Origin of the sequence: Kaistella soli (assembly GCF_019038595.1) — a bacterium.
Taxonomy (GTDB): Bacteria; Bacteroidota; Bacteroidia; order Flavobacteriales; family Weeksellaceae; genus Kaistella; species Kaistella soli.
This window is the reverse complement of record NZ_JAHOPF010000002.1, coordinates 409,794-434,335: the sequence shown is the minus strand read 5'-3', so window position 1 is coordinate 434,335 and position 24,542 is coordinate 409,794. Positions and strand designations below refer to the sequence as shown.

The 24,542-nt window shown below is 38.9% G+C and carries 25 protein-coding genes; 22 read left to right on the top strand and 3 right to left on the bottom strand.

What is annotated here, in order from left to right:
- Positions 1 to 22 precede the first annotated feature (22 nt).
- From KSK37_RS05070 to KSK37_RS05030, 9 genes are all read left to right on the top strand, one after another.
- Positions 23 to 970, top strand: coding sequence for an electron transfer flavoprotein subunit alpha/FixB family protein (locus KSK37_RS05070; RefSeq protein WP_088360062.1), 948 nt, complete (start codon positions 23 to 25; stop codon positions 968 to 970).
- Positions 971 to 1,123: 153 nt separating this feature from the next.
- Positions 1,124 to 2,494, top strand: coding sequence for a sensor histidine kinase (locus KSK37_RS05065; RefSeq protein WP_088360061.1), 1,371 nt, complete (start codon positions 1,124 to 1,126; stop codon positions 2,492 to 2,494).
- Positions 2,495 to 2,581: 87 nt separating this feature from the next.
- On the top strand, positions 2,582 to 3,175 hold the full coding sequence (locus tag KSK37_RS05060) for a bifunctional nuclease family protein (protein WP_217199808.1): 594 nt from the start codon (positions 2,582 to 2,584) through the stop codon (positions 3,173 to 3,175).
- Positions 3,176 to 3,195: 20 nt separating this feature from the next.
- Complete coding sequence (locus tag KSK37_RS05055) at positions 3,196 to 4,455, top strand: nucleoside permease (RefSeq protein WP_088360059.1); 1,260 nt, start codon at positions 3,196 to 3,198, stop codon at positions 4,453 to 4,455.
- An 89-nt stretch (positions 4,456 to 4,544) separates the two neighbouring features.
- A complete protein-coding gene (locus KSK37_RS05050; RefSeq protein WP_217199806.1) occupies positions 4,545 to 5,723 on the top strand; it encodes an acetyl-CoA C-acyltransferase in 1,179 nt (392 codons plus the stop codon).
- A 102-nt stretch (positions 5,724 to 5,825) separates the two neighbouring features.
- Positions 5,826 to 7,310, top strand: a complete 1,485-nt coding sequence (locus tag KSK37_RS05045) for an MFS transporter (protein ID WP_088360057.1) — start codon at positions 5,826 to 5,828, stop codon at positions 7,308 to 7,310.
- Positions 7,311 to 7,426: 116 nt separating this feature from the next.
- The gene (locus tag KSK37_RS05040; protein ID WP_088360056.1) at positions 7,427 to 8,353 is read left to right on the top strand and encodes a mevalonate kinase family protein; all 927 of its coding nucleotides are present in this window, start codon (positions 7,427 to 7,429) and stop codon (positions 8,351 to 8,353) included.
- A gap of 44 nt (positions 8,354 to 8,397) precedes the next feature.
- Positions 8,398 to 9,288, top strand: coding sequence for a UbiA family prenyltransferase (locus KSK37_RS05035; protein WP_088360055.1), 891 nt, complete (start codon positions 8,398 to 8,400; stop codon positions 9,286 to 9,288).
- Between the two features lie 120 nt (positions 9,289 to 9,408).
- Positions 9,409 to 10,524 (top strand): pseudouridine synthase, encoded by a 1,116-nt coding sequence (locus KSK37_RS05030; protein ID WP_217199804.1) that lies wholly within the window; start codon positions 9,409 to 9,411, stop codon positions 10,522 to 10,524.
- Positions 10,525 to 10,612: 88 nt separating this feature from the next.
- Here the strand turns inward: KSK37_RS05030 and rclC are convergent, their stop codons facing one another.
- The 3 genes from rclC to KSK37_RS05015 all read right to left on the bottom strand — a co-directional run bounded on the left by rclC (position 10,613) and on the right by KSK37_RS05015 (position 14,456).
- Positions 10,613 to 11,179 carry a reactive chlorine resistance membrane protein RclC gene (gene rclC / locus KSK37_RS05025; RefSeq protein WP_217199803.1) on the bottom strand — a complete coding sequence of 189 codons (567 nt, stop codon included), beginning with the start codon at positions 11,177 to 11,179 and terminating at the stop codon, positions 10,613 to 10,615.
- 62 nt (positions 11,180 to 11,241) lie between these two features.
- The gene (locus tag KSK37_RS05020; protein WP_217199801.1) at positions 11,242 to 12,078 is read right to left on the bottom strand and encodes a helix-turn-helix domain-containing protein; all 837 of its coding nucleotides are present in this window, start codon (positions 12,076 to 12,078) and stop codon (positions 11,242 to 11,244) included.
- A gap of 158 nt (positions 12,079 to 12,236) precedes the next feature.
- Positions 12,237 to 14,456 (bottom strand): NADP-dependent isocitrate dehydrogenase, encoded by a 2,220-nt coding sequence (locus KSK37_RS05015; protein ID WP_217199799.1) that lies wholly within the window; start codon positions 14,454 to 14,456, stop codon positions 12,237 to 12,239.
- A 158-nt stretch (positions 14,457 to 14,614) separates the two neighbouring features.
- Here KSK37_RS05015 and tpx point away from each other — a divergent pair, with 158 nt between their 5' ends.
- The 13 genes from tpx (at position 14,615) to gcvP (ending at position 24,530) form a co-directional block, all read left to right on the top strand.
- Positions 14,615 to 15,112 carry a thiol peroxidase gene (tpx, locus tag KSK37_RS05010; RefSeq protein WP_088360051.1) on the top strand — a complete coding sequence of 166 codons (498 nt, stop codon included), beginning with the start codon at positions 14,615 to 14,617 and terminating at the stop codon, positions 15,110 to 15,112.
- Between the two features lie 157 nt (positions 15,113 to 15,269).
- Entirely contained in the window at positions 15,270 to 15,794 is a 525-nt protein-coding gene (locus tag KSK37_RS05005; RefSeq protein ID WP_088360050.1) for a DinB family protein, read from the top strand.
- A gap of 44 nt (positions 15,795 to 15,838) precedes the next feature.
- Entirely contained in the window at positions 15,839 to 16,198 is a 360-nt protein-coding gene (locus KSK37_RS05000; protein ID WP_217199797.1) for a nuclear transport factor 2 family protein, read from the top strand.
- A gap of 62 nt (positions 16,199 to 16,260) precedes the next feature.
- Positions 16,261 to 16,677 carry an SRPBCC domain-containing protein gene (locus tag KSK37_RS04995; protein ID WP_217199795.1) on the top strand — a complete coding sequence of 139 codons (417 nt, stop codon included), beginning with the start codon at positions 16,261 to 16,263 and terminating at the stop codon, positions 16,675 to 16,677.
- A gap of 54 nt (positions 16,678 to 16,731) precedes the next feature.
- Positions 16,732 to 17,073, top strand: coding sequence for an iron chaperone (locus tag KSK37_RS04990; RefSeq protein ID WP_217199793.1), 342 nt, complete (start codon positions 16,732 to 16,734; stop codon positions 17,071 to 17,073).
- Positions 17,074 to 17,116: 43 nt separating this feature from the next.
- The gene (locus KSK37_RS04985; protein WP_217199791.1) at positions 17,117 to 17,980 is read left to right on the top strand and encodes a VOC family protein; all 864 of its coding nucleotides are present in this window, start codon (positions 17,117 to 17,119) and stop codon (positions 17,978 to 17,980) included.
- Positions 17,981 to 17,995: 15 nt separating this feature from the next.
- Positions 17,996 to 18,421, top strand: a complete 426-nt coding sequence (locus tag KSK37_RS04980) for an SRPBCC family protein (RefSeq protein ID WP_088360045.1) — start codon at positions 17,996 to 17,998, stop codon at positions 18,419 to 18,421.
- Positions 18,422 to 18,440: 19 nt separating this feature from the next.
- Entirely contained in the window at positions 18,441 to 18,881 is a 441-nt protein-coding gene (locus KSK37_RS04975; protein WP_217199789.1) for an SRPBCC family protein, read from the top strand.
- Positions 18,882 to 19,146: 265 nt separating this feature from the next.
- Entirely contained in the window at positions 19,147 to 19,701 is a 555-nt protein-coding gene (locus KSK37_RS04970; protein ID WP_217199786.1) for an RNA polymerase sigma factor, read from the top strand.
- A gap of 52 nt (positions 19,702 to 19,753) precedes the next feature.
- Positions 19,754 to 20,083 (top strand): hypothetical protein, encoded by a 330-nt coding sequence (locus tag KSK37_RS04965; protein WP_217199784.1) that lies wholly within the window; start codon positions 19,754 to 19,756, stop codon positions 20,081 to 20,083.
- A 181-nt stretch (positions 20,084 to 20,264) separates the two neighbouring features.
- A complete protein-coding gene (locus tag KSK37_RS04960) occupies positions 20,265 to 20,525 on the top strand; it encodes a hypothetical protein (RefSeq protein ID WP_088360041.1) in 261 nt (86 codons plus the stop codon).
- 154 nt (positions 20,526 to 20,679) lie between these two features.
- Positions 20,680 to 21,330 (top strand): J domain-containing protein, encoded by a 651-nt coding sequence (locus KSK37_RS04955; protein ID WP_217199782.1) that lies wholly within the window; start codon positions 20,680 to 20,682, stop codon positions 21,328 to 21,330.
- Positions 21,331 to 21,671: 341 nt separating this feature from the next.
- Entirely contained in the window at positions 21,672 to 24,530 is a 2,859-nt protein-coding gene (gene gcvP / locus KSK37_RS04950) for an aminomethyl-transferring glycine dehydrogenase (RefSeq protein WP_217199780.1), read from the top strand.
- Positions 24,531 to 24,542: the final 12 nt, after the last annotated feature.

The window sequence follows — 24,542 nt, the reverse complement described above, 5'->3', positions numbered from 1 at the left end:
TCAACATTTAAAATTTCAAAAAATGGCAGTATTCGTATACGCAGAAAATATAAACGGAATTTATAAAAAAGCAGCTTTTGAAGCCGTTTCTTATGCAAAAGCAGTTGCTGAGAAAATGGGGGAAAAGGTGAGTGCTATTACCGTAAACCCTTCAGACTCTTCAGATCTTTTGTATAAATATGGCGCAGACAATGTAATCAGTATTAAAGATGACGGTCTGAAAAACTTCAGTGCAAAAGCCTATGCACAGGCGGTAAATGAAGTGGCAAACGGAAATATTATTGTTTTTCCTCACACCACGGATGCTTCCTCTATTGCTCCAATGCTGGCGATTATGAACAATTATTCATTAATTACCAATGTATTGGAAGCTCCGGAAAGTATTTCTCCTTTCCAGGTGAAAAGAAGAGCGTTTTCCGGAAAAGGATTTATGCATGCAAAAGCTGATGCGCAGGGAGTAATTATAACGGTTTCTCAAAATGCTTTCGGGGTGAAAGAAAATCCGGTCGCAGGAACTGAAGAGGTGAAAAACCTGTCGGTTGCCAATGAGGATACCAAAGTGATTTCTCATGAGCAGAGCTCAGGAAAACTGGATCTTAAGGAAGCGGAAATTGTAGTTTCCGCAGGCCGTGGAATGAAAGCTCCTGAAAACTGGGGAATGATCGAAGATCTTGCCGGTCTTTTGGGCGCGGCAACAGCCTGTTCAAAACCGGTTTCAGATATTGGCTGGAGGCCGCACTCAGAACACGTTGGACAGACCGGAAAAGCAATTTCTCCGAATCTGTATATCGCAGTGGGGATTTCCGGAGCGATACAGCATTTGGCGGGAGTAAATTCCTCCAAAACAATTGTGGTCATCAACAGTGATCCTGAAGCACCGTTCTTCAAATCTGCCGATTATGGCGTAGTTGGAGATGCTTTCCAGATTATACCTGAACTGACTCAGAAAATCAAAGCACTGAAAGGATAGTTTAATATCTTTTTACAATAAACTGAAAGGCCGGAATTTTTAATTCCGGCTTTTTATTTTTTAAGTCATTTTTAGGGAAATTAAAATAATAACCGAATCAATCGAAAAAAAGACTAATTTAGTATAAACCAAATGTGAATTAAAATTTTAGTGATGGAAATGTTCGTCTGGAACATGGCAATCTCATTTCAGCTGCTCTTTATTATTATAAGCAGTGTGATTTTTATCTACCTGAGAGCCAACAGTTTCAAATATTACGCGCTGTACAATATTTTCCTCATTATTTATGTACTGAGCCGAAGCGACGGTATTTATGACAGTTTTGAAGGCTTCATGATGCGGTTTTTAGGGCACGCCAACGCTATTGTTTTCACACAGATTGTGAATTTCTTAATACAGATCGTTTTCTATACTTTCTATACCATTTTTGCACTTTATTTTCTTGATTTGGACAGGCGTACAAAGAAATACTTCGGCCGGGTGATGTTGTTTCTCAAATTTATTTCTGTGCTGTTTTTGGTTTTCGCAGTTTTGAGTTATATCCTGAAAAATTCAGATCTTTTTGTGTCGCTGTATCTTTATATTTTTGTACCGTTAATGCTTTTGGTTTTTGTTCTGTCTGTGGTAAAAACCATCACGCATTCAGGTAAGCACAAATATTTTTTTCTCACAGGGGTTTTCGCTTTCGTGGGATGTGCGCTGGTTGCATTAGTAGGAAGTTTTGTTCCGTCACTGCATATGAAGAACCCGATTATATTCTTCTTTATCGGAAATATTATTGAAACCATTTTTTTCAGTCTTGGTTTAGCCTATAAAATAAAGCTCATTAACGATGAAAAGAATAGAATAGAACATCAGGTGATCAAGCATAAACACAGACAGCAGATCGGCAAACTGCACGGTTTGCTGGAAGGCGAAGAGAAAGAAAGAAAAAGAATAGCTGAAGAACTTCACGACGGTATTGCGGGAGATTTATCTGCAATAAAATTCAACCTCGCGTATTTAAATCTGAAGAACCGAAACCCCGAAAATGTTGGAATTTTAAAGGAGTTAACCGAAATTATTGATAAATCGAGCCTCCAGATCAGAGAAATTTCCCATAATCTTTCTCCTTCTTCCATTACTAATTTCGGCCTCATTACCGCGCTGAAAAATATGTGTTTAAAGGTTGAAAACCTTTATGGAATAAAAATCAAGTTCGAATTTTCAGGGGACAGCATCGAACTCAGCAAAACTGCCGAAACCCATATTTACAGAATCGTACAGGAACTGATAAATAATGTGGTAAACCATGCTGAAGCGACGCAGGCAGAAGTTGATATTGTACACCATGCGCCTTGCATCAGTATTATGATTAAAGATAACGGAAAAGGTTTTGAACTGGGCAAAAGTTACCACGGAATTGGCTTAAGCAATGTCGATTCCCGGATCCGTTATCTGAATGCCGAATTAAAAAAAAGCAGCTCCGAAAAAGGCTGCCAGTTTCACATTAATATCAATACCCATCGAATTCCGCAAACATAGATGATAATTGTCGTTTTTAGAGAAATATTTTCAATTTATAATTAAAAATAAAATGTTGAATCTAAAAAATCAATTATATTTGTAGCTATGGATTACAAAAGATTAATCATACGCGGAATTTCGTACAGCCAAACACAATCCGGAGCTTATGCACTCCTTTTGGAACACGAGGAAACCAACGTAAAATTACCCGTAGTAATAGGAAATTTCGAAGCGCAGTCAATTTCTTTAGGTTTGGAGAAGGACATACATCCGCCCAGACCGTTAACCCACGATTTATTTTCAAAATTTGTGGTTTCTGCAAACTTCACCCTTACATCCGTTATCATTTATCAGATCATTGACGGCGTGTTTTTTTCAAATATCAATTTCAAAAATAATTCAAACGGCGAAGAACTTATTCTGGATGCCCGCACCTCGGATGCTGTGGCAATGGCAGTACGTTTTGATGCGCCCATTTATACCACTTCTCAGGTCCTGAGTGAAGCAGGAATCCTTCTTGAACTTGATGAGCCTGCGACCGCTGAGGAAAGTTTCGAAGCTGCGTCAGAAGGAGATTTGGCTTCTTTGACTTTGGAAGATTTACAGAAATTACTGGAAGATGCCGTAAAAGATGAAGACTTCGATGCCGCGATGGAGCTGCAACAGGAAATCAAAAGACGAAATAAAAAAATAGAATAAAAAATTATTATAAATAAATTATGAATTTGAAATTACGACTTACCATTGTAAGCTTCCTGCAGTTTTTTGTTTGGGGCGCATGGCTGATTACCATCGGTGTTTACTGGTTCGGCACAAAACAATGGGGCGGTGAAGAATTTGGAAAAGTTTTTGCCACGTTAGGAATTGCTTCCATCATCATGCCTGCTCTCACAGGAATTATTGCAGACAGGTGGATTAATGCAGAAAGGCTTTATGGGATCCTCCATATTCTTTACGGGATTACACTCTTTTTTCTTCCTCAAATTACAACACCTGAAAACTTCTTCTGGGTAATGCTCATAGCGATGATGTTTTATATGCCTACCATTTCGCTTTCGAATTCCATTGCATATTACATCCTGAAAAACAATAATTTTGACGTAGTTAAAGTATTTCCGCCTATCAGGGTTTGGGGAACAATTGGCTTTATTGCAGCCATGTGGATCACCAATCTTTCAGGAAATAAGGATTCCGGAAACCAGTTTTATATTGCAGCAGTTTTTGCCATCATATTAGGGATTTATGCCTTTACATTACCAAAATGCCCGCCTCAGAATTTAATTTCAAAAGATGCAACCTTATCCGAGAAATTGGGTCTCAATGCCTTCTCCCTTTTGAAGGATTATAAAATGGCTCTTTTCTTTCTGTTTTCACTTTTCCTTGGTGCGGCTTTACAGTTAACCAATATGTATGGTGATACTTATCTTTCAGATTTTGGTAAAATTCCCGAATACGCTGAGAGTTTTGTCGTAAAAAGGTCAACGCTGATCATGTCGATTTCGCAGATCTCGGAAACACTTTTCATTCTTGCAATTCCGTTCTTTTTGAAAAAATACGGTATTAAGAATGTGATGCTCATCTCCATGTTCGCCTGGGTATTGCGTTTCGGATTATTTGCCTACGGAGTTCCGGTTGGTCTTGGTTTAGGAATGATCATTCTTTCATGCATCGTGTACGGGATGGCTTTTGATTTCTTTAATATTTCTGGCTCCCTTTTCGTTGAGACCACTACAGATTATAAAATCCGTTCCTCTGCTCAGGGCTTATTTATGATGATGACCAATGGTTTCGGCGCTATCATGGGAAGTTTGGCAAGTGGCTGGATGATTCAGAAATATTTTACGCATGCAAACGGAGACAAGATGTGGCATGAGATATGGCTTGTTTTTTCGGTTTATGCATTAGTTGTTGCGGTATTGTTTGCGATAATGTTTAAACACAAGCATAATCCGGAAGATGTTGCCGATTTGAAACATTAAAAATTCCTTTTATAATAAATGAAAACACAGTTCCCCGAAACTGTGTTTTTTTTTGTAATTTGCAGTATTAAAAATATTAAAAACATAACATGCAAGAAGTATTCATCGTATCCGCAGCGCGAACTCCTATGGGAAGCTTTATGGGAAGTCTGTCCACGGTTCCGGCTACAAAATTAGGTTCAACAGCCATCAAAGGTGCTTTAGACAAAATAGGTCTTGATCCGAATTTGGTTCAGGAAGTTTATATGGGAAATGTTTTGCAGGCAGGTGAAGGCCAGGCTCCGGCACGTCAGGCAGCATTGGGGGCAGGTTTATCAAATGAAACTCCGTCTACAACCATCAATAAGGTTTGTGCTTCCGGAATGAAAGCTGTGATGATGGCAGCCCAGTCAATAAAATCTGGCGATCAGGATATCATCGTTGCCGGCGGAATGGAAAATATGTCTTCTGTTCCGCATTATTTTAACGCCAGAAACGCTACAAAATTAGGTGACGTTAAAATGTTGGACGGAATGCTGGTTGACGGATTAACCGACGTTTACAATAAAGTTCACATGGGAGTTTGCGCAGAAAAATGTGCTGCGAAATATGAAATAACAAGAGAAGATCAGGATAACTTTGCCATTGAGTCTTACAAACGTTCTGCGAAAGCCTGGAGCGAAGGTAAATTCAATGAAGAAATTGTTTCGGTAGAAATTCCGCAGAGAAAAGGTGACCCAATAATTTTTTCGGAAGATGAAGAATATAAATCGGTAAACTTTGACAGAATAGGTACTTTACCAACTGTTTTCCAGAAAGAAAACGGAACAGTAACGGCAGCAAATGCATCCACCTTGAACGACGGCGCTTCAGCTTTGGTCTTAATGTCTAAAGAAAAAATGGAAGAACTGGGCCTGAAACCTTTATCAAAAATCGTTTCTTACGCCGATGCGGCACAGGAACCGGAATGGTTTACGACAGCTCCTTCCAAAGCATTGCCAATCGCTTTAAAAAAAGCAGGTCTTGAAATTTCAGATATTGATTTTTTCGAGTTCAATGAAGCTTTTTCGGTGGTGGGTTTAGCGAACAATAAAATTTTGGGCCTTGATGCAGGAAAAGTGAATGTTAACGGAGGTGCAGTCGCCCTTGGTCATCCGCTTGGAAGTTCAGGTTCTAGGATTATTGTCAGTCTGATCAACATCCTTAAACAGAACAACGGAAAGTACGGCGCTGCTGCAATCTGTAACGGTGGAGGCGGAGCAAGCGCGATTGTGATCGAGAATGTTTAAAACCAAATAACTTTTAAATCAGCCATTAAGAATTATTAATGAATTTTTTCATCAGATTCTTAATGGTTTTTTTATTTTTGTTCCACTAATTACATTTTTCAAATGCCTGAAAACGAAAATTTACAGACTCCAAACATCAAGAACAACCCGAAAATCATGAAAGCATGGGCTTTGTATGATTGGGCAAACTCAGTATATTCCCTTGTTATAACTTCCACTATTTTTCCGATTTACTATTCTATTCTGACGACAGCTTCCGAAAAAAGCGAGTATGTAGAGGAAACCGGGCAATGGATCAAAGTGCCTGTGAGACACATGATCACCATTTTTGGAAAAGAATATCAGCCCGATGCGATTTACGGTTATTCACTTACGATTTCTTTCTTAATTGTCGTTCTGCTTTCGCCGATTCTGTCATCTTTGGCGGATACGATCGGTAATAAAAAATCGTTTCTTCAGTTTTTCTGCTATCTGGGAGCTACTTCATGTATGGGGTTAGCGATGTTTACAGGCATGCAGAATGTTTTTCTGGGACTTCTTTTCAGCATTACAGCGAGTGTGGGTTTTTGGGGCAGTTTGGTTTTCTATAACTCCTTTCTACCCGATATTGCCACACGCGACAAACAGGACGCACTTTCAGCCAAAGGTTACGTTTATGGTTATATAGGTTCTGTAGTATTGGTGGTCATTTGTCTTGTGCTGATTCAGGTATTCGCGCAGACTCCCGAGGAAGCTAAATTATATACCAGAATTTCTTTCTTACTCACAGGTGCGTGGTGGTTTGGGTTTTCTCAGTATACCTTCAAACATTTGCCTCAGTTCGGGAACGTAAAAGAGCAGCTACCGAAAGACCTGGTTTTGCTGAACTATAAAAATATTTTTAAAAAACATGAGGATCAAGGCGGATTTTGGGTGGTTTTTAAAGATAATTTTAACTTTTACCGCGATATAGCCAAAGAAAGTTTCCACGAACTTTTCAAAGTGGGAAGAACCCTTTTTGCAGACCGTAATCTGAAGTTCTTTCTTTCGAGTTTTTTCTTTTACAGTGTCGGAATGCAGACGATTTTCTTAATGGCAACGCTGTTTGGAAAAAGTGAAATCAATCTTCAGCAGGACAAATTGATTTTAACCCTTTTGCTGATTCAGATCGAAGCGATTATTGGGGCATTATTTTTCTCGTGGCTGTCCAGGAAAATCGGAAATAAAAATGTGATTTCGATCGCAATTTCGCTTTGGATTGTAGCTTGTCTTTCCGCATATTATCTCAACAAGGAAAACCCGAATGTGGAATATCAGTTTTACGGAATAGCAGGGATTATCGGTTTGGTAATGGGCGGTTTACAGGCGATGTCGCGTTCCACTTATTCCAAACTTTTACCGGAAGATTCCATGGATAATACCACATTCTTCAGTTTTTATGATGTTTTGGAAAAACTGGCAATTATTTTAGGAACTTTTATTTTTGCAACAATGATAGAGAAATACCATAATATGCGTTTTGCAGCACTGTCAATGTCGCTGTTTTTCTTCCTGGGATTGGTATTGATCAGGTTTTTGAAAGTAAAAATGGGAAAAGAAAAGGCATAAAAAGCTATTAAAAAATTCAAAATAAACTGGCTTAAATTTTGTTAATACTTAAAGGTTGTAAGTCCGTTAAATATTTAATAACTTTGCAACTGAAAATCAACGGATTAAATTAAACTATGACCAATCCATTATTTTACGCAAAAATCCTTCTGTTCGGTGAATACGGCATTATTGAAGATTCACAGGGTCTTACCTTGCCTTACAGTTTTTACAAGGGAACGCTGAAGTTTTCTGATCTGGAGAGCGATTTCGAAAAGAAATCCAATCTTTCGCTTCAAAAATATTCAGCTTATTTAATGGATTTGGAATTGCCGGAAAATTTTAAAATCAATATTGCTGATTTTCAGAAAGACATCAAAAGAGGACTTTTCTTTGATTCTAACATTCCTCAGGGTTATGGAGTAGGAAGTTCAGGAGCTCTCGTGGCTGCGATTTTCGAAAAATACTCGCTTAAAAAATATACTCCGGAAAATATTGCTAGAAACGAACTGAAGGACCTCAAAAAGGTTTTCGGCTTGTTGGAAAGTTATTTTCATGGGAAAAGTTCAGGCATAGATCCTTTGATCTGCTACATGAATCTTCCGATTCTCATTGAAAATAAAGAGAACGTTGACCGGGTTTCGATCCCTAAAAGTGAGGAAGGAAAAGGCGCGATTTTTTTAATTGATTCCGGAATGACAGGCGAAACCGGACCTATGGTTCAGATTTTCTTTGAGAAAATGAAGACTGAAGGTTTCCGCAAAACGCTTAAAGAGGAATTTATCCGTTACAACAACGCCTGTATCGACGCCTTCCTGAAAAAAGAAATGAATCCTTTTTTCAGAAATCTTAAAAGTCTTTCCGTTTGGGCTTACGAACATTTCAAACCGATGATTCCGGAAAGCATCTACAATGCATGGAAAAACGGACTGGATACCAATGCGTATTATCTTAAACTCTGTGGCAGCGGTGGCGGAGGTTATATTTTAGGCTTCACGAAAGATTACGAAAAAGCAGAAAAAATGCTTGAAGGCTTTCACAAAGAAGTCATTTACAGATTCTAAAAATTAAGTCGGGAAATTTAAACTGTTTTAGTTCGGCTTAATTTATGAACAATCCCATCCTTTACAGAATTTCGCAGTTTGTCGGTTTCCTTTTGGGAGCGCGCGTCTTCGTTGGATTACTGCTCACATTTGCATTGTATGTTTCTACGTTTTTTCTGTTTAATCAGGAAGAAAGTTTAAGAAATTTTGTTTTCGATTTTAAAGTACACGGCATTATTTTCTGTACGGTTTTAAGCATTTTTGCCGGCGGAATTATCAATCAGTTTTACGACCGCGAAAAAGATCAGCTTACAAAGCCTTTCCGCACAAAACTCCAGAGTTTCTTAAAACAGAAATATTTTCTTTACGCGTATCTTACGTTAAACTTAATCTCCTTGGGAATTGCTTTTCTGATCTCTCCGCGGGTTTTTGTTTTTTTTCTCACTTATCAGTTTTCCATGTGGTTTTACAGTCATAAACTGAGTAAGATTCTCATTTTAAATAATTTAACTTTTGTCAGTTTAACGCTGTATCCCTTTTTTGGGATGATGGTTTATTACCGTACTTTTTCGGTGCGTCTTTTTCTGATGGCTGTTTTCCTGTTTGTGATCCTTTTAATCATTGATATTACCAAAGATTTCCTGACCAAAAACGCTGATAAAATTTTCGGTTACGTCACGATCCCGAATTTTTTCGGAACTGCTATTTCTAAATTTGTTATCGTTTTTCTCTCTATACTTTTACTGATTGTTTCAATGCTGATCGTAAATAAAACCGGAATTCACAGCATCCTGAATCTCTATTTTGCTGGCGGATTATTTGTGATCATACTTTCCGTCTATTTAATTCTAAGCACTCTGAAAAAATCGAATTTTTTCGTTCTGAATATTTTAAGGGTCTGGGTTTTTATAGGAATATTGGCGATGCTACTCGACGGAATTATTAAAAGATTTTAATAAATCACGAAACTTTTCCTCACCGATAAAATACATAATTAAGTTCGAAAAATGGCGGTTTGAAAAGAATTGTCGATATATCAGCGAATTAGTTTTATCTTTGCAAAAATTTTTCAGACAATGAGCCGAGACAGAAACAGCAACGACAAACCTAAAAAAGTACGAATTTCAAAAATTTCCAACTCCGGAAGTTCAAGACCTGCTCCTTCCCGTGCACGCGCTCCAAAACCTGAAAATTCCGAGAAAAAAGCTCCCAAAGAACCGAAAGCACCAAGAGAGCCAAGATTAATGTCACAGTCTGAAGCGAAATCTTACGAGAAAACTTTCGACAGACCCGCTTCAAGAAAACCTGCAGGAAAAAGAACCGGAAAATCCTTTGATAAAAGCGCTAAGTTTGTGAAAGGTGGCGGTAGTTCGCGTCCTACAAAGCTTTTCAAAAATTATGAAAGACCGCAGGATGACGGTGAAAAGACACGTTCTTATGTTCAGAAAAGAAGATTGGAAAAGCTGTCCAAAGAAGTTCCGAAAGAAACCATCCGTTTGAATAAATATATCGCCAATTCCGGAATCTGTTCCCGAAGAGAAGCGGACGAACTGATTACTCAGGGTTTGGTAGAAGTAAACGGAAAAGTGGTGACCGAAATGGGGTATCAGGTGCAGAAAACCGACAGAGTAATCTTCGACGGTCAGGGAATTACCCCGGAAAAACCGGTTTACGTTCTTTTAAATAAACCTAAAGGGTATATCTCCACAACAAAAGATGAAAAAGCAAGAAAAACCGTAATGGATCTGGTGGCAAACGCTTCTCCGTACAGAGTTTTCCCTGTAGGAAGATTGGACCGTTCCACAACAGGTGTTATTTTGTTGACCAATGACGGTCACATGACAAAAAAACTTACGCATCCATCTTTCAACATGAAGAAAATATATCATGTAACTTTAGATAGAAAACTTGACAGGGCAGATCTAAACGCTATCGCTGAAGGAATCCGTCTTGAAGAAGGTGTTGCAGAGGTGGACAGCATCTCCTACATCGAAGGAAAACCTAAAAATGAAGTTGGTATTGAAATCCATATCGGATGGAACAGGGTAGTGCGCAGAATTTTCCAGAGATTGGGTTATGAAGTGGAAGCTCTGGACCGGGTTATGTTTGCAGGTTTAACAAAGAAAAACATCAAACGCGGACACTGGAGAATCCTTACCGAGTTAGAGGTGAACAACCTTAAAATGATGTAATAACATTTTTATACAGAAAAATCAAAACTTCCCAAAGTGATTCACTTTGGGAAGTTTCTTTAAACATAAAAAACACAAACTATGAAAACTATTTATTTTTAAGCGTAAGAAGCCGTTTGGCTGAGTCTGAAGCGATAACCAAACCGCCTGCAAGCATGATAACATCTTTTACAACGAGTCTTCCGGCAGCAGAAAGAAATGGAAATCCGAAATCAGGTCCGCCGAGATTAGGTACCCACGTTTCGGGTGTTGTGACCAGAAAACTTAAAGTGACGATAGACATTCCGAACGTTAGAATTCCTCCGGCAAGGCCAATTTTGGGAAACCAAATTCCAAGCAATACCAGCATTCCAATGGTGAAGATCACGGTTCCCAAACCGTAAGAAAACACATAAGTTCCGTTCGATTCATGCCATTTGATGTTTTCGGGAACCACTTCTCCTTCTTTGTTTTTGTGAAGTTTATAGTTGTCGGCATCCGAAACGTCATGCTTTAATAAAAAACTCATAAAGGGCGAATTTGCCACAAAAGGAATAATTCCGTCCGCTTCATACTGGAAAGCTTTTAAACCGCCGATCCAGGCCATTACAATAAAAATACTGATTCTGAGAAGGTGAATGAACTTCCTTTGTGAGTTCGCTAAAAATTCTAACATAAATATTTGATTTACAGGCAAATTTAAGTCAGAAAGAAAGTTGGTGAAATGGAAATTTCCGGCTATTGCTTGTACAGATCTGCCACAATTGAAATTCCGGCCTCTTCACGGAACTGGGTCGGGGAAATTCCGGTGTGCTTTTTAAAATATTTGCTGAAATAATACTCGTCTTCAAAATGGAGTTCTGCAGCGATTTCTTTCATCGTTTTCCTCGTCAGATGAATCTGTTTCTTGGCTTCCAGAATCACCCTTTCCTGAATGATTTGCGAAGGTGTTTTCGAGAATTCGGTTTTAATTTTCTTGCTTAAAGTATTGGGCGAAATGTGAAGTAAATCAGCATAAAAAGCCGGACTTTTTTCCTCAAGAAAGTGCTGCTCCACAAGATTCTGAAAATCTTTTAGTCCCGTAAAATCTTTCTCTATCAGTCCTTTTTCAGGAAGAAATTTACTTTTTACCTTACTGCTGATCGCCAGAATCAATTGCAGGTAAGAACGTAAAACTGCGACTGAGAAATCTTCTGAAAGATTGATGCTTTTGATCTTTCTAAAATATTCCGCGATTTCGTCATAAGTACTTTCAGCTAAAGAAAAATGCGGGAAAAGATAAATATTGTTGAACAGCAAACCGTTGCAGGCCACTTCTTTTTTATGAAATTCAATGCAGTAAAAATCGCCGTGGAAACTCAGCATTTGGATGTCAATCGTGTTTTTGCTAAGAATCTGGATATTCTGAAAAGGTGAAGTAAAGAAAACGGTTTTGCCCTTGAACTCATATTCTACAAAATCGACCTGAATTTTTCCTTCACCATCGAACAGGAAAATATGATAAAAAGCGTCACTGAACACCTTTTCAAAATCGCTGTTTAACTTTTGAAGGACTGAAAAATTTTTGTTTTCCATTCTGTAAAAATACGAATTTGATAGGTTAATGAATTTGAAATATTTTGTTAAAACTGTTGAAATAGTTAAGAGTTCAAAGCAAAAAAAAACTTCCCGAAGATTTCCGGGAAGTTTTTATGAATATAAGTTTCTTATTTGAAAATTAAAAAACTTAAATATTAAATAGAATTAATAATTCCGTTCAGCGTTTCTGAAGGTCGCATTGCAGCATCAGTTTTACCTGAATTTGGCTGATAATAACCGCCAATATCCTGAGGTTTTCCCTGTGCACCGATTAATTCTTCATTAATTTTTGCTTCGTTTTCAAACATTGCTTTTGCAACAGGTTTGAAGGTATCAGCAATGTCGGCATCTTTAGTCTGATTAGCCAAGGCTTCAGCCCAATACATGGCCAGGTAAAAGTGCGAACCTCTGTTATCGATAGATCCTACTTTTCTTGCCGGAGATTTGTCTTCTGCTAAGAATTTCTCGTTAGCTACATCCAGAGCATCAGCTAAAACCTGTGCTTTTGCATTGTTTTGGGTTTGAGCCAAATGTTCCAGACTCGCCTGCAGAGCCATGAATTCTCCTAAAGAATCCCATCTTAAATATCCTTCTTCAATAAACTGTTCGATATGTTTTGGTGCAGAACCTCCCGCGCCGGTTTCGAAAAGTCCGCCTCCGTTCATCAGTGGAACAATGGACAGCATTTTTGCCGAAGTTCCAAGTTCTAAAATCGGGAAAAGATCGGTTAAATAATCTCTCAAAACGTTTCCTGAAACTGAAATCGTATCTAATCCTTTTCTTATTCTTTCTAAAGTTAAAGTCATCGCATCTTTTACACTCAGAATCTGAATATCAAGTCCGTTAGTATCGTAATCTTTAAGGTATTTTTCTACTTTCTTGATCATTTCGCGGTCGTGCGCTCTTTGATCATCAAGCCAGAAAATAGCCGGAGTGTCAGAAAGTCTCGCTCTGTTCACCGCTAATTTCACCCAATCCTGGATTGGCGCGTCTTTAACCTGACACATTCTGAAAATATCTCCTTTCTGAACGTCCTGTTCCATGAAAACATTTCCTTCAGCATCTGAAACTTTTACTTTTCCGTCCGCGGCGATCTGGAATGTTTTATCGTGGGAACCATATTCTTCAGCTTTTTGGGCCATTAAACCGACGTTCGGGACAGATCCCATTGTACGCGGGTCGAGCGTTCCGTTTTTGATCATGTCATCAATAGCAGCCTGGTAAAAGCCTGCGTAACTTCTGTCCGGAATCATCGCGATGGTATCTTCTTCCTGTCCCGCTTTGTTCCACATCTTACCGCCGCCTCTGATTAAAGCTGCCATAGAAGCATCTACAATCACATCCGAAGGCACATGGAAATTGGTAATTCCTTTATCTGAATTTACCATGGCAACGGCTGGTCCGTTTTCCAAAGCTTTTTCGATATCGGCTTTAATTTCTGCTTCTTTCTCATTGCCTGAGATTTTGTCGAATAAATCCTGAAGACCGTTATTTGGATTAATATCTAATTCATCGAATAAACCGGCATATTTTTCAAAAACGTCTTTAAAGAAAACCTGAACAATTGCTCCGAAGATAACAGGATCAGAAATTTTCATCATTGTCGCTTTCAAATGGGCTGAAAGAAGAACGTTTGCAGATTTAGCTTCAGCAATAGCATCTGCAGTAAAACTTTTCAGTGCTGAAAGGCTCATCACAGAAGTATCTATAATTTCTCCTGCTTTTAAAGGAGAAAGACCTTTCAGTTCTTTCACCGAACCGTCATTTCCAAAAAGCTCTATTTTAAACTGAGAATCGTTTTCTACAGTGACTGATTTTTCCGTTCCGTAGAAGTCGCTGCTGCTCATGTGAGCTACTTTTGTTTTTGAATCCGGGCTCCAGATACCCATTTTGTGAGGGTTTGCTTTCGCGTAATTTTTTACGGCTTTTGGTGCTCTTCTGTCAGAGTTTCCTTCACGGAGTACCGGATTTACGGCACTTCCCAAAACTTTTGCGTATTTTGCCTTGATGGCTTCTTCCTCTGCATTTTTCGGTTCAGCAGGATAATTCGGAACAGCGAAACCGTGTTTCTGCAGTTCAGCAATTGCTGCATCCAGCTGTGGTGCGGAGGCTGAAATATTAGGTAATTTGATGATATTTGCTTCAGGAGTGGTGGCTAATTTTCCAAGTTCGGCCAAAGCGTCTTCCGTTTTTTGGTCCTCTTTCAGAAATTCCGGGAAATTGGCTAAGATTCTTCCCGAAAGTGAAATGTCTTTAGGCGAAATTTCAATCGCTGCGGTTTTGGTAAAAGCTTCAACAATCGGTAAGAAAGAATGGGTTGCCAACATTGGCGCTTCGTCTGTCAAAGTATAGACGATTTTGGATTTTTCTGCCATTATATAATTTTTTATTTTTTGAATTCGGGAAGCACAAATTTAAGGAATTTAATAGGAGTATGAAAGAGCGCAGCGGCTAACTTTAAGATTAATTTAACCTTTATTTAAAATGAAATTCAGCTTTTAATCGCTATTTTTGAGAAACTAAAAAATAAATTATGGCAGATATTACACTGAAAGGAAATGAAATTCATTCCATAGGTCACTTACCTGAAATTGGTTTAACAGTAAAGGATTTCGCTCTTGTGAATGATAAGCTTGAAGTAAAAACGCTTTCAGATTATGAGGGCAAAAAAAAGATTTTCAATATTTTCCCTAGTATTGATACCGGTATCTGTGCAGCGTCTGCCAGAAAATTCAACTGGGAAGCGGGTAACCTCGAGAATACAGTCGTGATCAATGTGTCCAAAGATTTGCCGTTTGCATTGGGCAGGTTCTGCGCAGCAGAAGGGTTGGATCATGTGGAATCTTTATCAGATTTCCGTGGTTCTTTTGGCGATGATTATGGAGTGACTTTAGTAGATTCCCCAATGAAAGGGCTGCTGAGCAGAGCGGTGATTGTGACTGATGAACACGGTAAAGTAATCTATACAGAACAGGTACCGGAAATTGTTCAGGAACCGGATTATGACAAAGCTTTAAACGCTTTAAAATAACTCTTGAAAAAAAAACGCAAAGCAATTTGCGTTTTTTTTTGAATATATTCAAGCCGGATACTGCAAGAAATTTCAGTAAAACAATATACGATCTTAGAAAAGATTTACTTCATATTTTTGCCTTAACTTTGGATAACTGTCTCAAATATAAAACGTTATGGATAATTCAAAATCTCAAAAACTCGAAATCGTCATTCCTGCCTACAGGATGCATTCCCAAAGTTTTAAAAACGCTTTGGACGGAATTTCAGAAGCTGACGCGCTGAAAAGAATTGACAACAACACCAACCATGTGATTTGGATGGCAGGTAATATAGTAAACTGCCGGTACTGGATTGGAGGTTTGCTCGGAATTGAAGATAAAGATCCGCACGAAGAACTTTTTAAAGAAGGTAAAGCACTGGACCAAAATCTCAATTATCCCTCGCTTGAAACGCTGAAGAAAAATTTTGCACAGATTTCCCCCAAAGTATACCAAAAACTTTTGGATGCTACCGATCAACAATTGGAAGAACCCATTTCTTTTGGAATGAATATTCCTTTCGTTAAAGAAAATGTCCTAAATATGATTGGGATGTGTATTGGCCGTGAAGACTATCTTTTGGGACAGATCGGTTTGATGCGGAAAATTCTTGGTTTAAAGGGAATGAGTTATGAACTGGATGGAAATTTACAATATTAATGAACTTCCGGTGAAAGTGAAACTTCTAAAAAACCAAAATTACCATGGATAACAAACAATTGGCAAAACAGTTTTTCGAAAATCTGTTTGTAGATAATGACAAAGCTTACGAAGTTTTGGCTGACGATATAAGGGTAAACTGGCCGGGTTTCGGGATGGATGACATTGTAGGAAAAGAAAGTCTGCGCAAATTTCTTGATGAAGGCGGACCGGACCGGGTGTTAAATCTGAACATCCACAACCTTATAGAAGAAGGAGATACGGTAATCGCGGACGGAAGGATCATTACCGAAAAAGATGGGAAGGAAGAAACCTCCCATTTTGCAGATGTTTACAAAATAAAAGAGGGCAAGATTGGATCTCTCAGCAGCTATATGGTTTTTGATAAATCAAAGGAAAAGTAGTATTAGCAGCGGGCGGATTTTTAAAATCCGTTCTTTTTCATTAAATTTAAAAAAAAATGAAAATGAAAGATCCTTTAACCATCAAAATTACCATTCTAAAGCCTATCAACAAAGTCTGGGACTGTTTTTATAATCCGAAACATATCGTAAAGTGGAATTTTCCTACCACCAATTGGCACTGCCCAAAAGCGCAAAGTGATTTCCGGGAAGGAGGAAGGTTTAATTACCGCCTGGAATATAAAGACAAGAGTTTTGGTTATGATTTTGCCGGTTATATTGACGAGATCAAGCTTTTGGAATCGGTGAAAAGCCATCTGGATGACGGAAGAAAGATCGAAGTTTTCTTTAATAAAATTGACGAAAACACCACAGAGGTAGTTGAAGTTTTCGAGCCCGAAGTTCAGAATTCCGTAGAAATGCAGCGGGTGGGCTGGTACGCGATTTTAGACCGTTTTCATAAGTACGTTGAAAATAATTAGTCTGTTTTAGCAGTCATTCTGAAATAAAGGGTCGCAATTTTTAATTATTTTAAAATGAATGCGGTAGAACAATATATTGAACAGTTCCCCGAAAATGTTCAGCACATCATGCTGAAGATCAGAACTGTGATTCTGAGCGAAGTTCCCGATGCAGAAGAGAAAATCAGTTACGGGATGCCGGGTTATTTTCTGAATAAGAAACCTTTAGTTTATTTTGCCGGATATAAAAATCATATCGGTTTTTATGCAACTCCAAACGGACATGAGCAATTTGCAGAAAAACTTTCTGTTTATAAACAGGGTAAAGGTTCGGTACAGTTTCCTTTGGATAAAGAGATTCCGTATGATTTGATTGCGGAAATCGTGAAATTCCGGAAAGAAAGCAGTTTCATTTAAAATTAAATTCAGCTACTTTTACTTAAATTTTAAAACTAAAAATATGAATAACGATATTTTCCCCTGCCTTTGGTTCAACGGCGACGGTACAGAGGCTGCTAAGTTTTACACCGATACTTTCGGTGGGAAAATTACGGTAGACACTCCGGTGGTCATCAATTTTGAACTGTTTGGCCAGAAATTAATGATTCTTAATGCCGGTCCTCAGTTTGAAAAAAATGCATCTGTTTCTTTTATGGTTTTATGCGAAACCGAAGAAGAGGTAGAAAAATACTGGAAAACACTGTCGGAAGGCGGAATTGTTTTAATGGAACTCGGAGAATATCCGTGGAGTAAAAAATACGGCTGGGTTCGCGACCGTTTTGGGGTGACTTGGCAGCTTTATCTTGGAGAAAGGCAGGGCGACCAGAAAATTGTTCCGACCTTGATGTACATCCACGGAAATAATGGCAAAGCTAAGGAAGCAATGGAGCTGTACACCGGAATTTTCCCGAACTCCAAAATTGGCGGCGTGATGAAATACGGTGACGGCGTAGGAAATGAAACCCATGAAGTTCCCGAAAATGTGCAGCACGCGCAGTTCGAGCTTGATGGATACACTTTTTTCTGCATGGATAATTCTTATGACCATCAGTTTGATTTCAGCGAAGGAATTTCAATGGTGGTGATGACCGATAATCAGGAAGAAACAGATCATTTATGGAATTCGTTGACGGCAAATGGCGGCAGGGAAAGTATGTGCGGCTGGCTGAAAGACAGGTTTGGATTCAGTTGGCAGATTGTTCCCAAAAGACTTATTGAACTAATGAATGATTCTGACCCGGAAAAGGCACAGAAAGTAATGGAAGCCATGATGAAAATGCAGAAAATTGTCATCGCAGATCTTGAGAAAGCTTATTATGATTAAAAAAAACAAACACTTATGAAATTATTAGAATTTACAAAGCAGATTAACGCAGCGCCTGAGAAAGTATGGGAAGTCCTTTTTACTCAGGATGGTTATAGAAAATGGTCATCTGCAATGAACGAAGGAACTTACTTCGAAGGAAATTGGGAACAGGGAAGCATTATGCGGTTTCTGGATCCTAAAAATAACGGAATGTACAATTTGGTAGAAGAAAATATTCCCAATAAGGTTTTAAAAATGAAACATTTAGGTTGGATTTTAGATGGTGAACTCAGCCCGCAGGGATGGGAAGATTCTACAGTACATTACCTGCTTGAACCAAACGAAAACGGTACACTTCTGACTGCGCAGGTGAATTCCTTAGACGAATTTGTTGATTTCTTTAACACCAAATATCCTCAGAATTTCGAGAACATCAAAAAACTCTCGGAATCTGAATAACATTTAAATTCTACTAACCATGGAAACATTAGATTACGAAGTAATGATCAACGCGCCCATTCAGAAAGTATGGGATCTGCTTTGGAGTGACGAGACTTATGGGCAATGGACACAGTTTTTCAGCCCGGGTTCACAGCTTAAAACCGACTGGAAAGTTAACGGCAAAACCTATTTCTTTGATGCAAGCGGCGAAGGAATGGTTTCTACCATTAAGAGTCTGCAGGAACCAAATGAGGTGGTTTTCAGTCATTTGGGATTCTTAAAAGACGGAGTTGAAAATATCAAAGGTAAAGATGTGGAGGAATGGAGCGGCAGTGAAGAATCCTACTTTTTAAGAGCTGTAGACGAAAATACAACGGAGCTCCGTGCGGTAGTTCATACGATGAAAGATTATTCGGAAATGATGAATAACGGCTTTCACAAAGGCTTTGCACTTCTGAAAAAATTGGCTGAAGAATAAATCCTGTCAAAGCTTACAATGAAAAAACGGAAACTATTTCCGTTTTTTTATTTCAGTGAGAGGTGCCGGCGAAGAATATAGATACTTAAATTATAGCCCGGATTGCAGTGTAAATCCTGCCATTGCAAAATGGCAGATTGCAACGGAAAGCCGGCCTGCAAGTGGGAAGACAAACAGACTGATGTTGCTCCTAAAAAAAATAAAAAATTTAAAGTAAAATGAAGCTCCAAACGTCATCCTTTGTATGGAGCTGGAAATAATACCGATGTCTCAAACCGAAAAAGACAGCCTGATTGCGCAAACCGTAAAGAATTACGGAGGAAAGCTGCTGTCTTTTATCCGGCCGAAAGTGAATAATACGGAAGATGCGGAAGATATTCTGCAGGAAGTGTGGTATCAGTTCACCAACCTGACCAATATTTCGGAGATCCTGAATGTGGGCGCCTGGCTTTATCAGGTCTCGCGAAACAAAATCACCGACAGTTACCGGAAAAAGAAGACTGAAAATCTGGAAGATTTCGTATACGAAGATGAGGACGGCAGTTTTTCGGTAAAAGATATTTTGCTTTTGGACGATTCTGAAAATCCTGAGCTGCTGGCTTTCCGGGAGGAAGTTTGGAAGGAGCTGTTTGCAGCTTTGGAAGAATTGCCGGAGAAACAGCGGTCTGCATTTGTAGAAAACGAAATTGAAGGAAAGAAACTGCAGGAAATTGCTGACGCACAGGGCGAAAACATAAAAACCATTATCAGCCGGAAAAATTATGCGGTGAAACATTTAAGGAAAAGAATGAACGGCTTATATCTGGATTTAAAAAGTTAACCGCAGATCAAAGAAAATCCTGTGAAAACGGGAATTAAAAGTAATAAAAGTTATGAGAAATAAATTGAAAGGGAAAATTGCACTTTTTGCGTTGGCGGGGATCGCCATGGTTTTTGCAGTTTCCGGTATTGTAATGTGGCTCTGGAACTGTCTTCTGCCCGAAATTATCGGCGTGAAAGCCATCACATTCTGGCAGGCAATGGGAATTTTGGTGTTGAGCAAAATACTGTTCGGAGGTTTTGGAGGAAAGGGTTTCCATAAAGATAAATTCAGAAGACTGAAGGAAGAAAGAATGAGCGCAATGTCACCCGAGGAAAAAGAGAGATTTAAAGAAATTTGGAAACAGCGCTGTGAACGCGGTTTTTTCAGGGACAAATGTTAATGAAACAACGGTAAAAATGAAAGGAGCGGGCTTTAGCCCGTTTTTTTTTTGAATTTTCAAAAAGTTTATTTTGGGGTATTATTTTTCAGCTAAATCTTTTTCTTTTTTAAAGTAAAACTAACGCTGCTTCGTCTACCATAAAAAGAACGTTGGTTCAAAGTAAAATTTAAAAATTTAAAAAATGAAAAATTCAGGTTTAAAAGGTGCATTGGGTGCACTTGCAGTAGTAGGAGTTGCTTTGGCAGCAAGAAAGATTTCCGAAAAGAGAAAATTCATGAAAGGAATTTTCGAAGAATACGACATCAAAGAAAGAACACCTTTCGGCTTTGCAGATAAAATCAGAGAAATGGATGATGAGAAGTATGCAGAACTTAAAAACAAAATGAAAGAAAAATTCGCCTCAAAATGCTGTCACAACAGTTGTAGAAAGGAGAATGCTTAAGAAAATTCAACTCAACTAAATTATTGTTCAAAACGGAAAGGATCTATTCTTTCCGTTTTTTTTATTTTAAGTAATTGAAAAGTTTTGACTGAATGTAAAATTTAAAAATCATTACTTTTGTTACCCTAAAAGTTCGAATCCGGAATCTCCAAGAATGAAAAACTACTATTACTTTCTCAGCCTGCAGGAAAATGCTTCTGAAGAAGACATCAAGAAAGCCTACAGGAAACTGTCGCTGAAATATCATCCGGATAAAAACGATAATGATGAGTTTTTTGCCCACCGTTTCCGGGAAATTCAGGAGGCATACGAAGTGCTGAATGACAAAGAGAAGCGCAGGATTTATGATGAAAATTTAGGACATCAGCAGAGGTCTTCACGGTCTACTTTGCCGCCTTCCATTAAAACCTTCACGGCCAGTAAAATTCACGCGGTAAAAGGCGAAGAAGTGATTATTACCTGGCAAACCAATCAGGCGGATATTGTGAAAGTTTTGCCTTTCGGTCTCGAAAAAAGTTACGGGGAAAGAGCTTTCAGGATTACTGAATTTAAAGACGGAAAGTTTCAGCTGCTGCTGCACGCCACCAATTCTTTGCTGAATAAAACTGTAGTTCGGGGCATTACCATCACTGAGGTTTTTGAAAATGACAAAGAAAAATTCCGAAGTGAAGTGGAGGAACTCTTTAAACCACAGAAACCTTCCAGATTAAATCCTGGCGGTCAGCCAAAATTTTTAAGAATAGTTCTGGCGGTTCTTTTTCTTGTGATTGCGGTACTTCTTTTGGTGAAGAGTTTTTCGCACTGAAAAATTCCAGCCGAAGATTGAGGATTAAAAAAAACAGCTTTTACACTACGCCATTTTCAGCCTTCCCGGGCATTTTTTGCAGCGTTTTCCTTTCTTGAATTTTTTGCAGCACTTCTTTTTATCGCATAACATTTCCTCTGTTGGTCTGTAGAATGGCGTTAATGGCGCAATTTTAAAAGGGATGATTGGTGAATTCATGCTGCAAATATAAGCTAATTTAGAATAAATCAAAATAATAAAATAGCTTTTTGTTGCAGAACCTGAGAAGTATCAATTGTACTGTTGCTTAAAAATTTGTATTTTTACGAACCTTTATTTCTAAATAAATCTAGTAAAATTATATGAACACAACACAGTTTGTAAACCGTCACATTTCTTTAAACGAAGCCGACAAAAAGGCCATGTTACAGAAGATTGGCGTTGCGGGTATTGACGAATTAATTGCCCAGACTATCCCAAATTCAATCCGCTTAGAAAAAGATTTAAACATCGCTGATGCTCTTTCGGAATATGAAATGCTGGCGCATTCGAAGGATTTGGTTTCAAAAAACTTATTGTTTGACAATTACATCGGTTTCGGTTATCACAACACCATTTTACCGAGTGCGATTCAGAGAAATATTTTAGAAAATCCGTCTTGGTACACGGCATATACTCCTTATCAGGCTGAAATTGCGCAGGGAAGACTGGAGGCGCTGCTGAATTTCCAGACGGTAGTTTGTGATTTGACAGGCTTTAAACTGGCGAATGCCTCGTTGTTAGATGAATCTACAGCAGCTGCTGAGGCGATGCATATGTTTTTTGAAAGCAGAACAAAAGACCAGAAAAAGTCCGGAGCAAATAAGTTTTTTGTTTCAGATCTGGTACTTCCGCAAACTGTTGCTGTTTTGAAAACAAAAGCGGAAGGTTTAGGAATTGAAATCGTTGAAGGCAGCCATCAGAATCATCAGCTTGATGAGTCGTATTTTGGAGTGTTGCTTCAGTATCCCGGAAAAAATGGGGTAGTTTTTGACTATACCGAGAATATCAAATCGTATAAAACCTTCAGTCTTCAGGTAGCTGTTGCCTGTGATCCGATGGCTTTGGTAAAACTGAAATCTCCGGCAGATATGGGCGCTGACTGTGCTGTTGGAACTACACAGAGATTCGGAATTCCGATGGGGTATGGCGGTCCTCACGCAGCGTTTTTCGCATGTAAAGACGATTATAAAAGAGATATCCCGGGAAGAATTATCGGGGTTTCCCAGGATGCTTACGGTAAACGTGCCCTGAGAATGGCTTTGCAAACCAGAGAGCAGCATATTAAAAGAGAAAAAGCAACTTCCAATATCTGTACCGCGCAGGTTCTTCTTGCGGTAATGGCAGGGATGTATGCCGTTTATCATGGACCGAAAGGTTTGAATTTTATTGCCGAACAGATTCACTTTAAAGCAAACGCACTTCATAACGGACTGAAAGCGCTAGGATACGACATTGTGGAAGATCCTATTTTCGATACCGTAAAATTCAGATTGAATGAAGAAGATAAAAAAGCATTGATGTTTTTAATGCTTGATCATAAAATCAATCTTAATTATTATTCGGAAAACATCGTCAGTATCGCTATCAATGAAACAACGACCGACGAAAAACTTCAGTTTCTGTTTGATGCTTTTGCTCAGTTTAAAGACAAACAGAGTTTCAAATTAGTAATCAAGGAAGAAGTTCAAATTCCGGCTGAATCTTTAAGAACAGATAAAATTTTACAGGAAGAAGTTTTCAATAAATACCATACGGAAACAGAATTAATGCGTTATATCAAACGTTTGGAGCGAAAAGATCTTTCGTTAACCCATTCGATGATTTCACTCGGTTCTTGTACGATGAAACTTAATGCTGCTACCCAGATGTTGCCGATTTCGTGGCCGGAATGGGGAAATGTTCATCCGTTTGTACCGGTTGATCAGGCAGGTGGCTATCAGATTTTAATTGATCAGTTGGAAAAAGATTTAGCAGAAATTACCGGTTTTGCAGGAACTTCACTTCAGCCGAACTCCGGTGCTCAGGGAGAATATGCAGGATTGATGGTCATCCGAGAATATCATAAATCACGAGGAGAAAGCCACAGAAATATCGTTCTTATTCCGCAGTCCGCACACGGAACAAACCCTGCTTCAGCGGTAATTGCCGGAATGAAAGTAGTGGTGGTGAAAAATCTTGAAAGTGGTGAAATCGATTTTGCTGATCTGAAAGCTAAAGCTGAGGAACACAGTGCAAATCTTTCCGCAGCGATGATTACTTATCCTTCAACTTATGGATTTTTCGATGACAACATCAAGGAAATCACCAAACTGATTCACGACAACGGCGGACAGGTTTATATGGACGGTGCCAATATGAATGCCCAGGTTGGGTTCACTTCTCCCGGAAATATCGGCGCAGATGTTTGCCACCTGAATCTTCACAAGACCTTCGCAATTCCTCACGGAGGCGGAGGTCCTGGTGTTGGTCCGATCTGTGTTGCAGAACATTTGGTGAAGTTTTTACCTTCCAACCCGAATATTAAGATTGGTGCTAAAGAATCGATCGAAGCAATCTCTGCCGCTCCTTACGGTTCCAGTTTGGTCCTCAATATTTCTTATGCCTACATCAAAATGTTGGGAACTGAAGGTCTGAAAAGATCTACGGAACACGCTATTTTAAATGCAAACTATCTGAAAGCGGTATTGGCGGAACATTTCCCTATTTTGTATGCGAACGCTGAAGGAAGAGTTGCACACGAATGTATCGTAGATTTCCGACAGTTTAAACCGCTGGGAATTGAAGTTGCTGATGTGGCAAAACGTCTGATGGATTATGGTTTCCATGCACCAACAGTGAGTTTCCCGGTTGCAGGAACTTTAATGATTGAGCCGACAGAATCAGAAAGCAAAAGAGAGCTTGACCGTTTTGCGGAAGCCCTGATTTCCATTAAAAAAGAAATCGAAGAAATTGCAGAAGGAACTGCTGATGCAGCAAACAACGTTTTGAAAAATGCGCCTCATACTGAACAGATCGTCATTTCCGATTCTTGGGACAAGCCTTACAGCCGTGAAAAAGCTGCTTATCCTTTAGATTGGGTGAGAGATCACAAATTCTTCGCAACGGTTTCCCGTGTTGATGAAGCGTATGGTGACAGAAATTTAGTGTGTACCTGCGCACCGATTGAATCGTACATGTAAATTTTACAGAGA

Coding starts and splice junctions, on each gene's coding strand:
- KSK37_RS05070 (WP_088360062.1), top strand. CDS start 23: ATGGCAGTATTCGTATACGCAGAAAATATAAACGGAATTTATAAAAAA.
- KSK37_RS05065 (WP_088360061.1), top strand. CDS start 1,124: ATGGAAATGTTCGTCTGGAACATGGCAATCTCATTTCAGCTGCTCTTT.
- KSK37_RS05060 (WP_217199808.1), top strand. CDS start 2,582: ATGGATTACAAAAGATTAATCATACGCGGAATTTCGTACAGCCAAACA.
- KSK37_RS05055 (WP_088360059.1), top strand. CDS start 3,196: ATGAATTTGAAATTACGACTTACCATTGTAAGCTTCCTGCAGTTTTTT.
- KSK37_RS05050 (WP_217199806.1), top strand. CDS start 4,545: ATGCAAGAAGTATTCATCGTATCCGCAGCGCGAACTCCTATGGGAAGC.
- KSK37_RS05045 (WP_088360057.1), top strand. CDS start 5,826: ATGCCTGAAAACGAAAATTTACAGACTCCAAACATCAAGAACAACCCG.
- KSK37_RS05040 (WP_088360056.1), top strand. CDS start 7,427: ATGACCAATCCATTATTTTACGCAAAAATCCTTCTGTTCGGTGAATAC.
- KSK37_RS05035 (WP_088360055.1), top strand. CDS start 8,398: ATGAACAATCCCATCCTTTACAGAATTTCGCAGTTTGTCGGTTTCCTT.
- KSK37_RS05030 (WP_217199804.1), top strand. CDS start 9,409: ATGAGCCGAGACAGAAACAGCAACGACAAACCTAAAAAAGTACGAATT.
- rclC (WP_217199803.1), bottom strand. CDS start 11,179: ATGTTAGAATTTTTAGCGAACTCACAAAGGAAGTTCATTCACCTTCTC.
- KSK37_RS05020 (WP_217199801.1), bottom strand. CDS start 12,078: ATGGAAAACAAAAATTTTTCAGTCCTTCAAAAGTTAAACAGCGATTTT.
- KSK37_RS05015 (WP_217199799.1), bottom strand. CDS start 14,456: ATGGCAGAAAAATCCAAAATCGTCTATACTTTGACAGACGAAGCGCCA.
- tpx (WP_088360051.1), top strand. CDS start 14,615: ATGGCAGATATTACACTGAAAGGAAATGAAATTCATTCCATAGGTCAC.
- KSK37_RS05005 (WP_088360050.1), top strand. CDS start 15,270: ATGGATAATTCAAAATCTCAAAAACTCGAAATCGTCATTCCTGCCTAC.
- KSK37_RS05000 (WP_217199797.1), top strand. CDS start 15,839: ATGGATAACAAACAATTGGCAAAACAGTTTTTCGAAAATCTGTTTGTA.
- KSK37_RS04995 (WP_217199795.1), top strand. CDS start 16,261: ATGAAAGATCCTTTAACCATCAAAATTACCATTCTAAAGCCTATCAAC.
- KSK37_RS04990 (WP_217199793.1), top strand. CDS start 16,732: ATGAATGCGGTAGAACAATATATTGAACAGTTCCCCGAAAATGTTCAG.
- KSK37_RS04985 (WP_217199791.1), top strand. CDS start 17,117: ATGAATAACGATATTTTCCCCTGCCTTTGGTTCAACGGCGACGGTACA.
- KSK37_RS04980 (WP_088360045.1), top strand. CDS start 17,996: ATGAAATTATTAGAATTTACAAAGCAGATTAACGCAGCGCCTGAGAAA.
- KSK37_RS04975 (WP_217199789.1), top strand. CDS start 18,441: ATGGAAACATTAGATTACGAAGTAATGATCAACGCGCCCATTCAGAAA.
- KSK37_RS04970 (WP_217199786.1), top strand. CDS start 19,147: ATGTCTCAAACCGAAAAAGACAGCCTGATTGCGCAAACCGTAAAGAAT.
- KSK37_RS04965 (WP_217199784.1), top strand. CDS start 19,754: ATGAGAAATAAATTGAAAGGGAAAATTGCACTTTTTGCGTTGGCGGGG.
- KSK37_RS04960 (WP_088360041.1), top strand. CDS start 20,265: ATGAAAAATTCAGGTTTAAAAGGTGCATTGGGTGCACTTGCAGTAGTA.
- KSK37_RS04955 (WP_217199782.1), top strand. CDS start 20,680: ATGAAAAACTACTATTACTTTCTCAGCCTGCAGGAAAATGCTTCTGAA.
- gcvP (WP_217199780.1), top strand. CDS start 21,672: ATGAACACAACACAGTTTGTAAACCGTCACATTTCTTTAAACGAAGCC.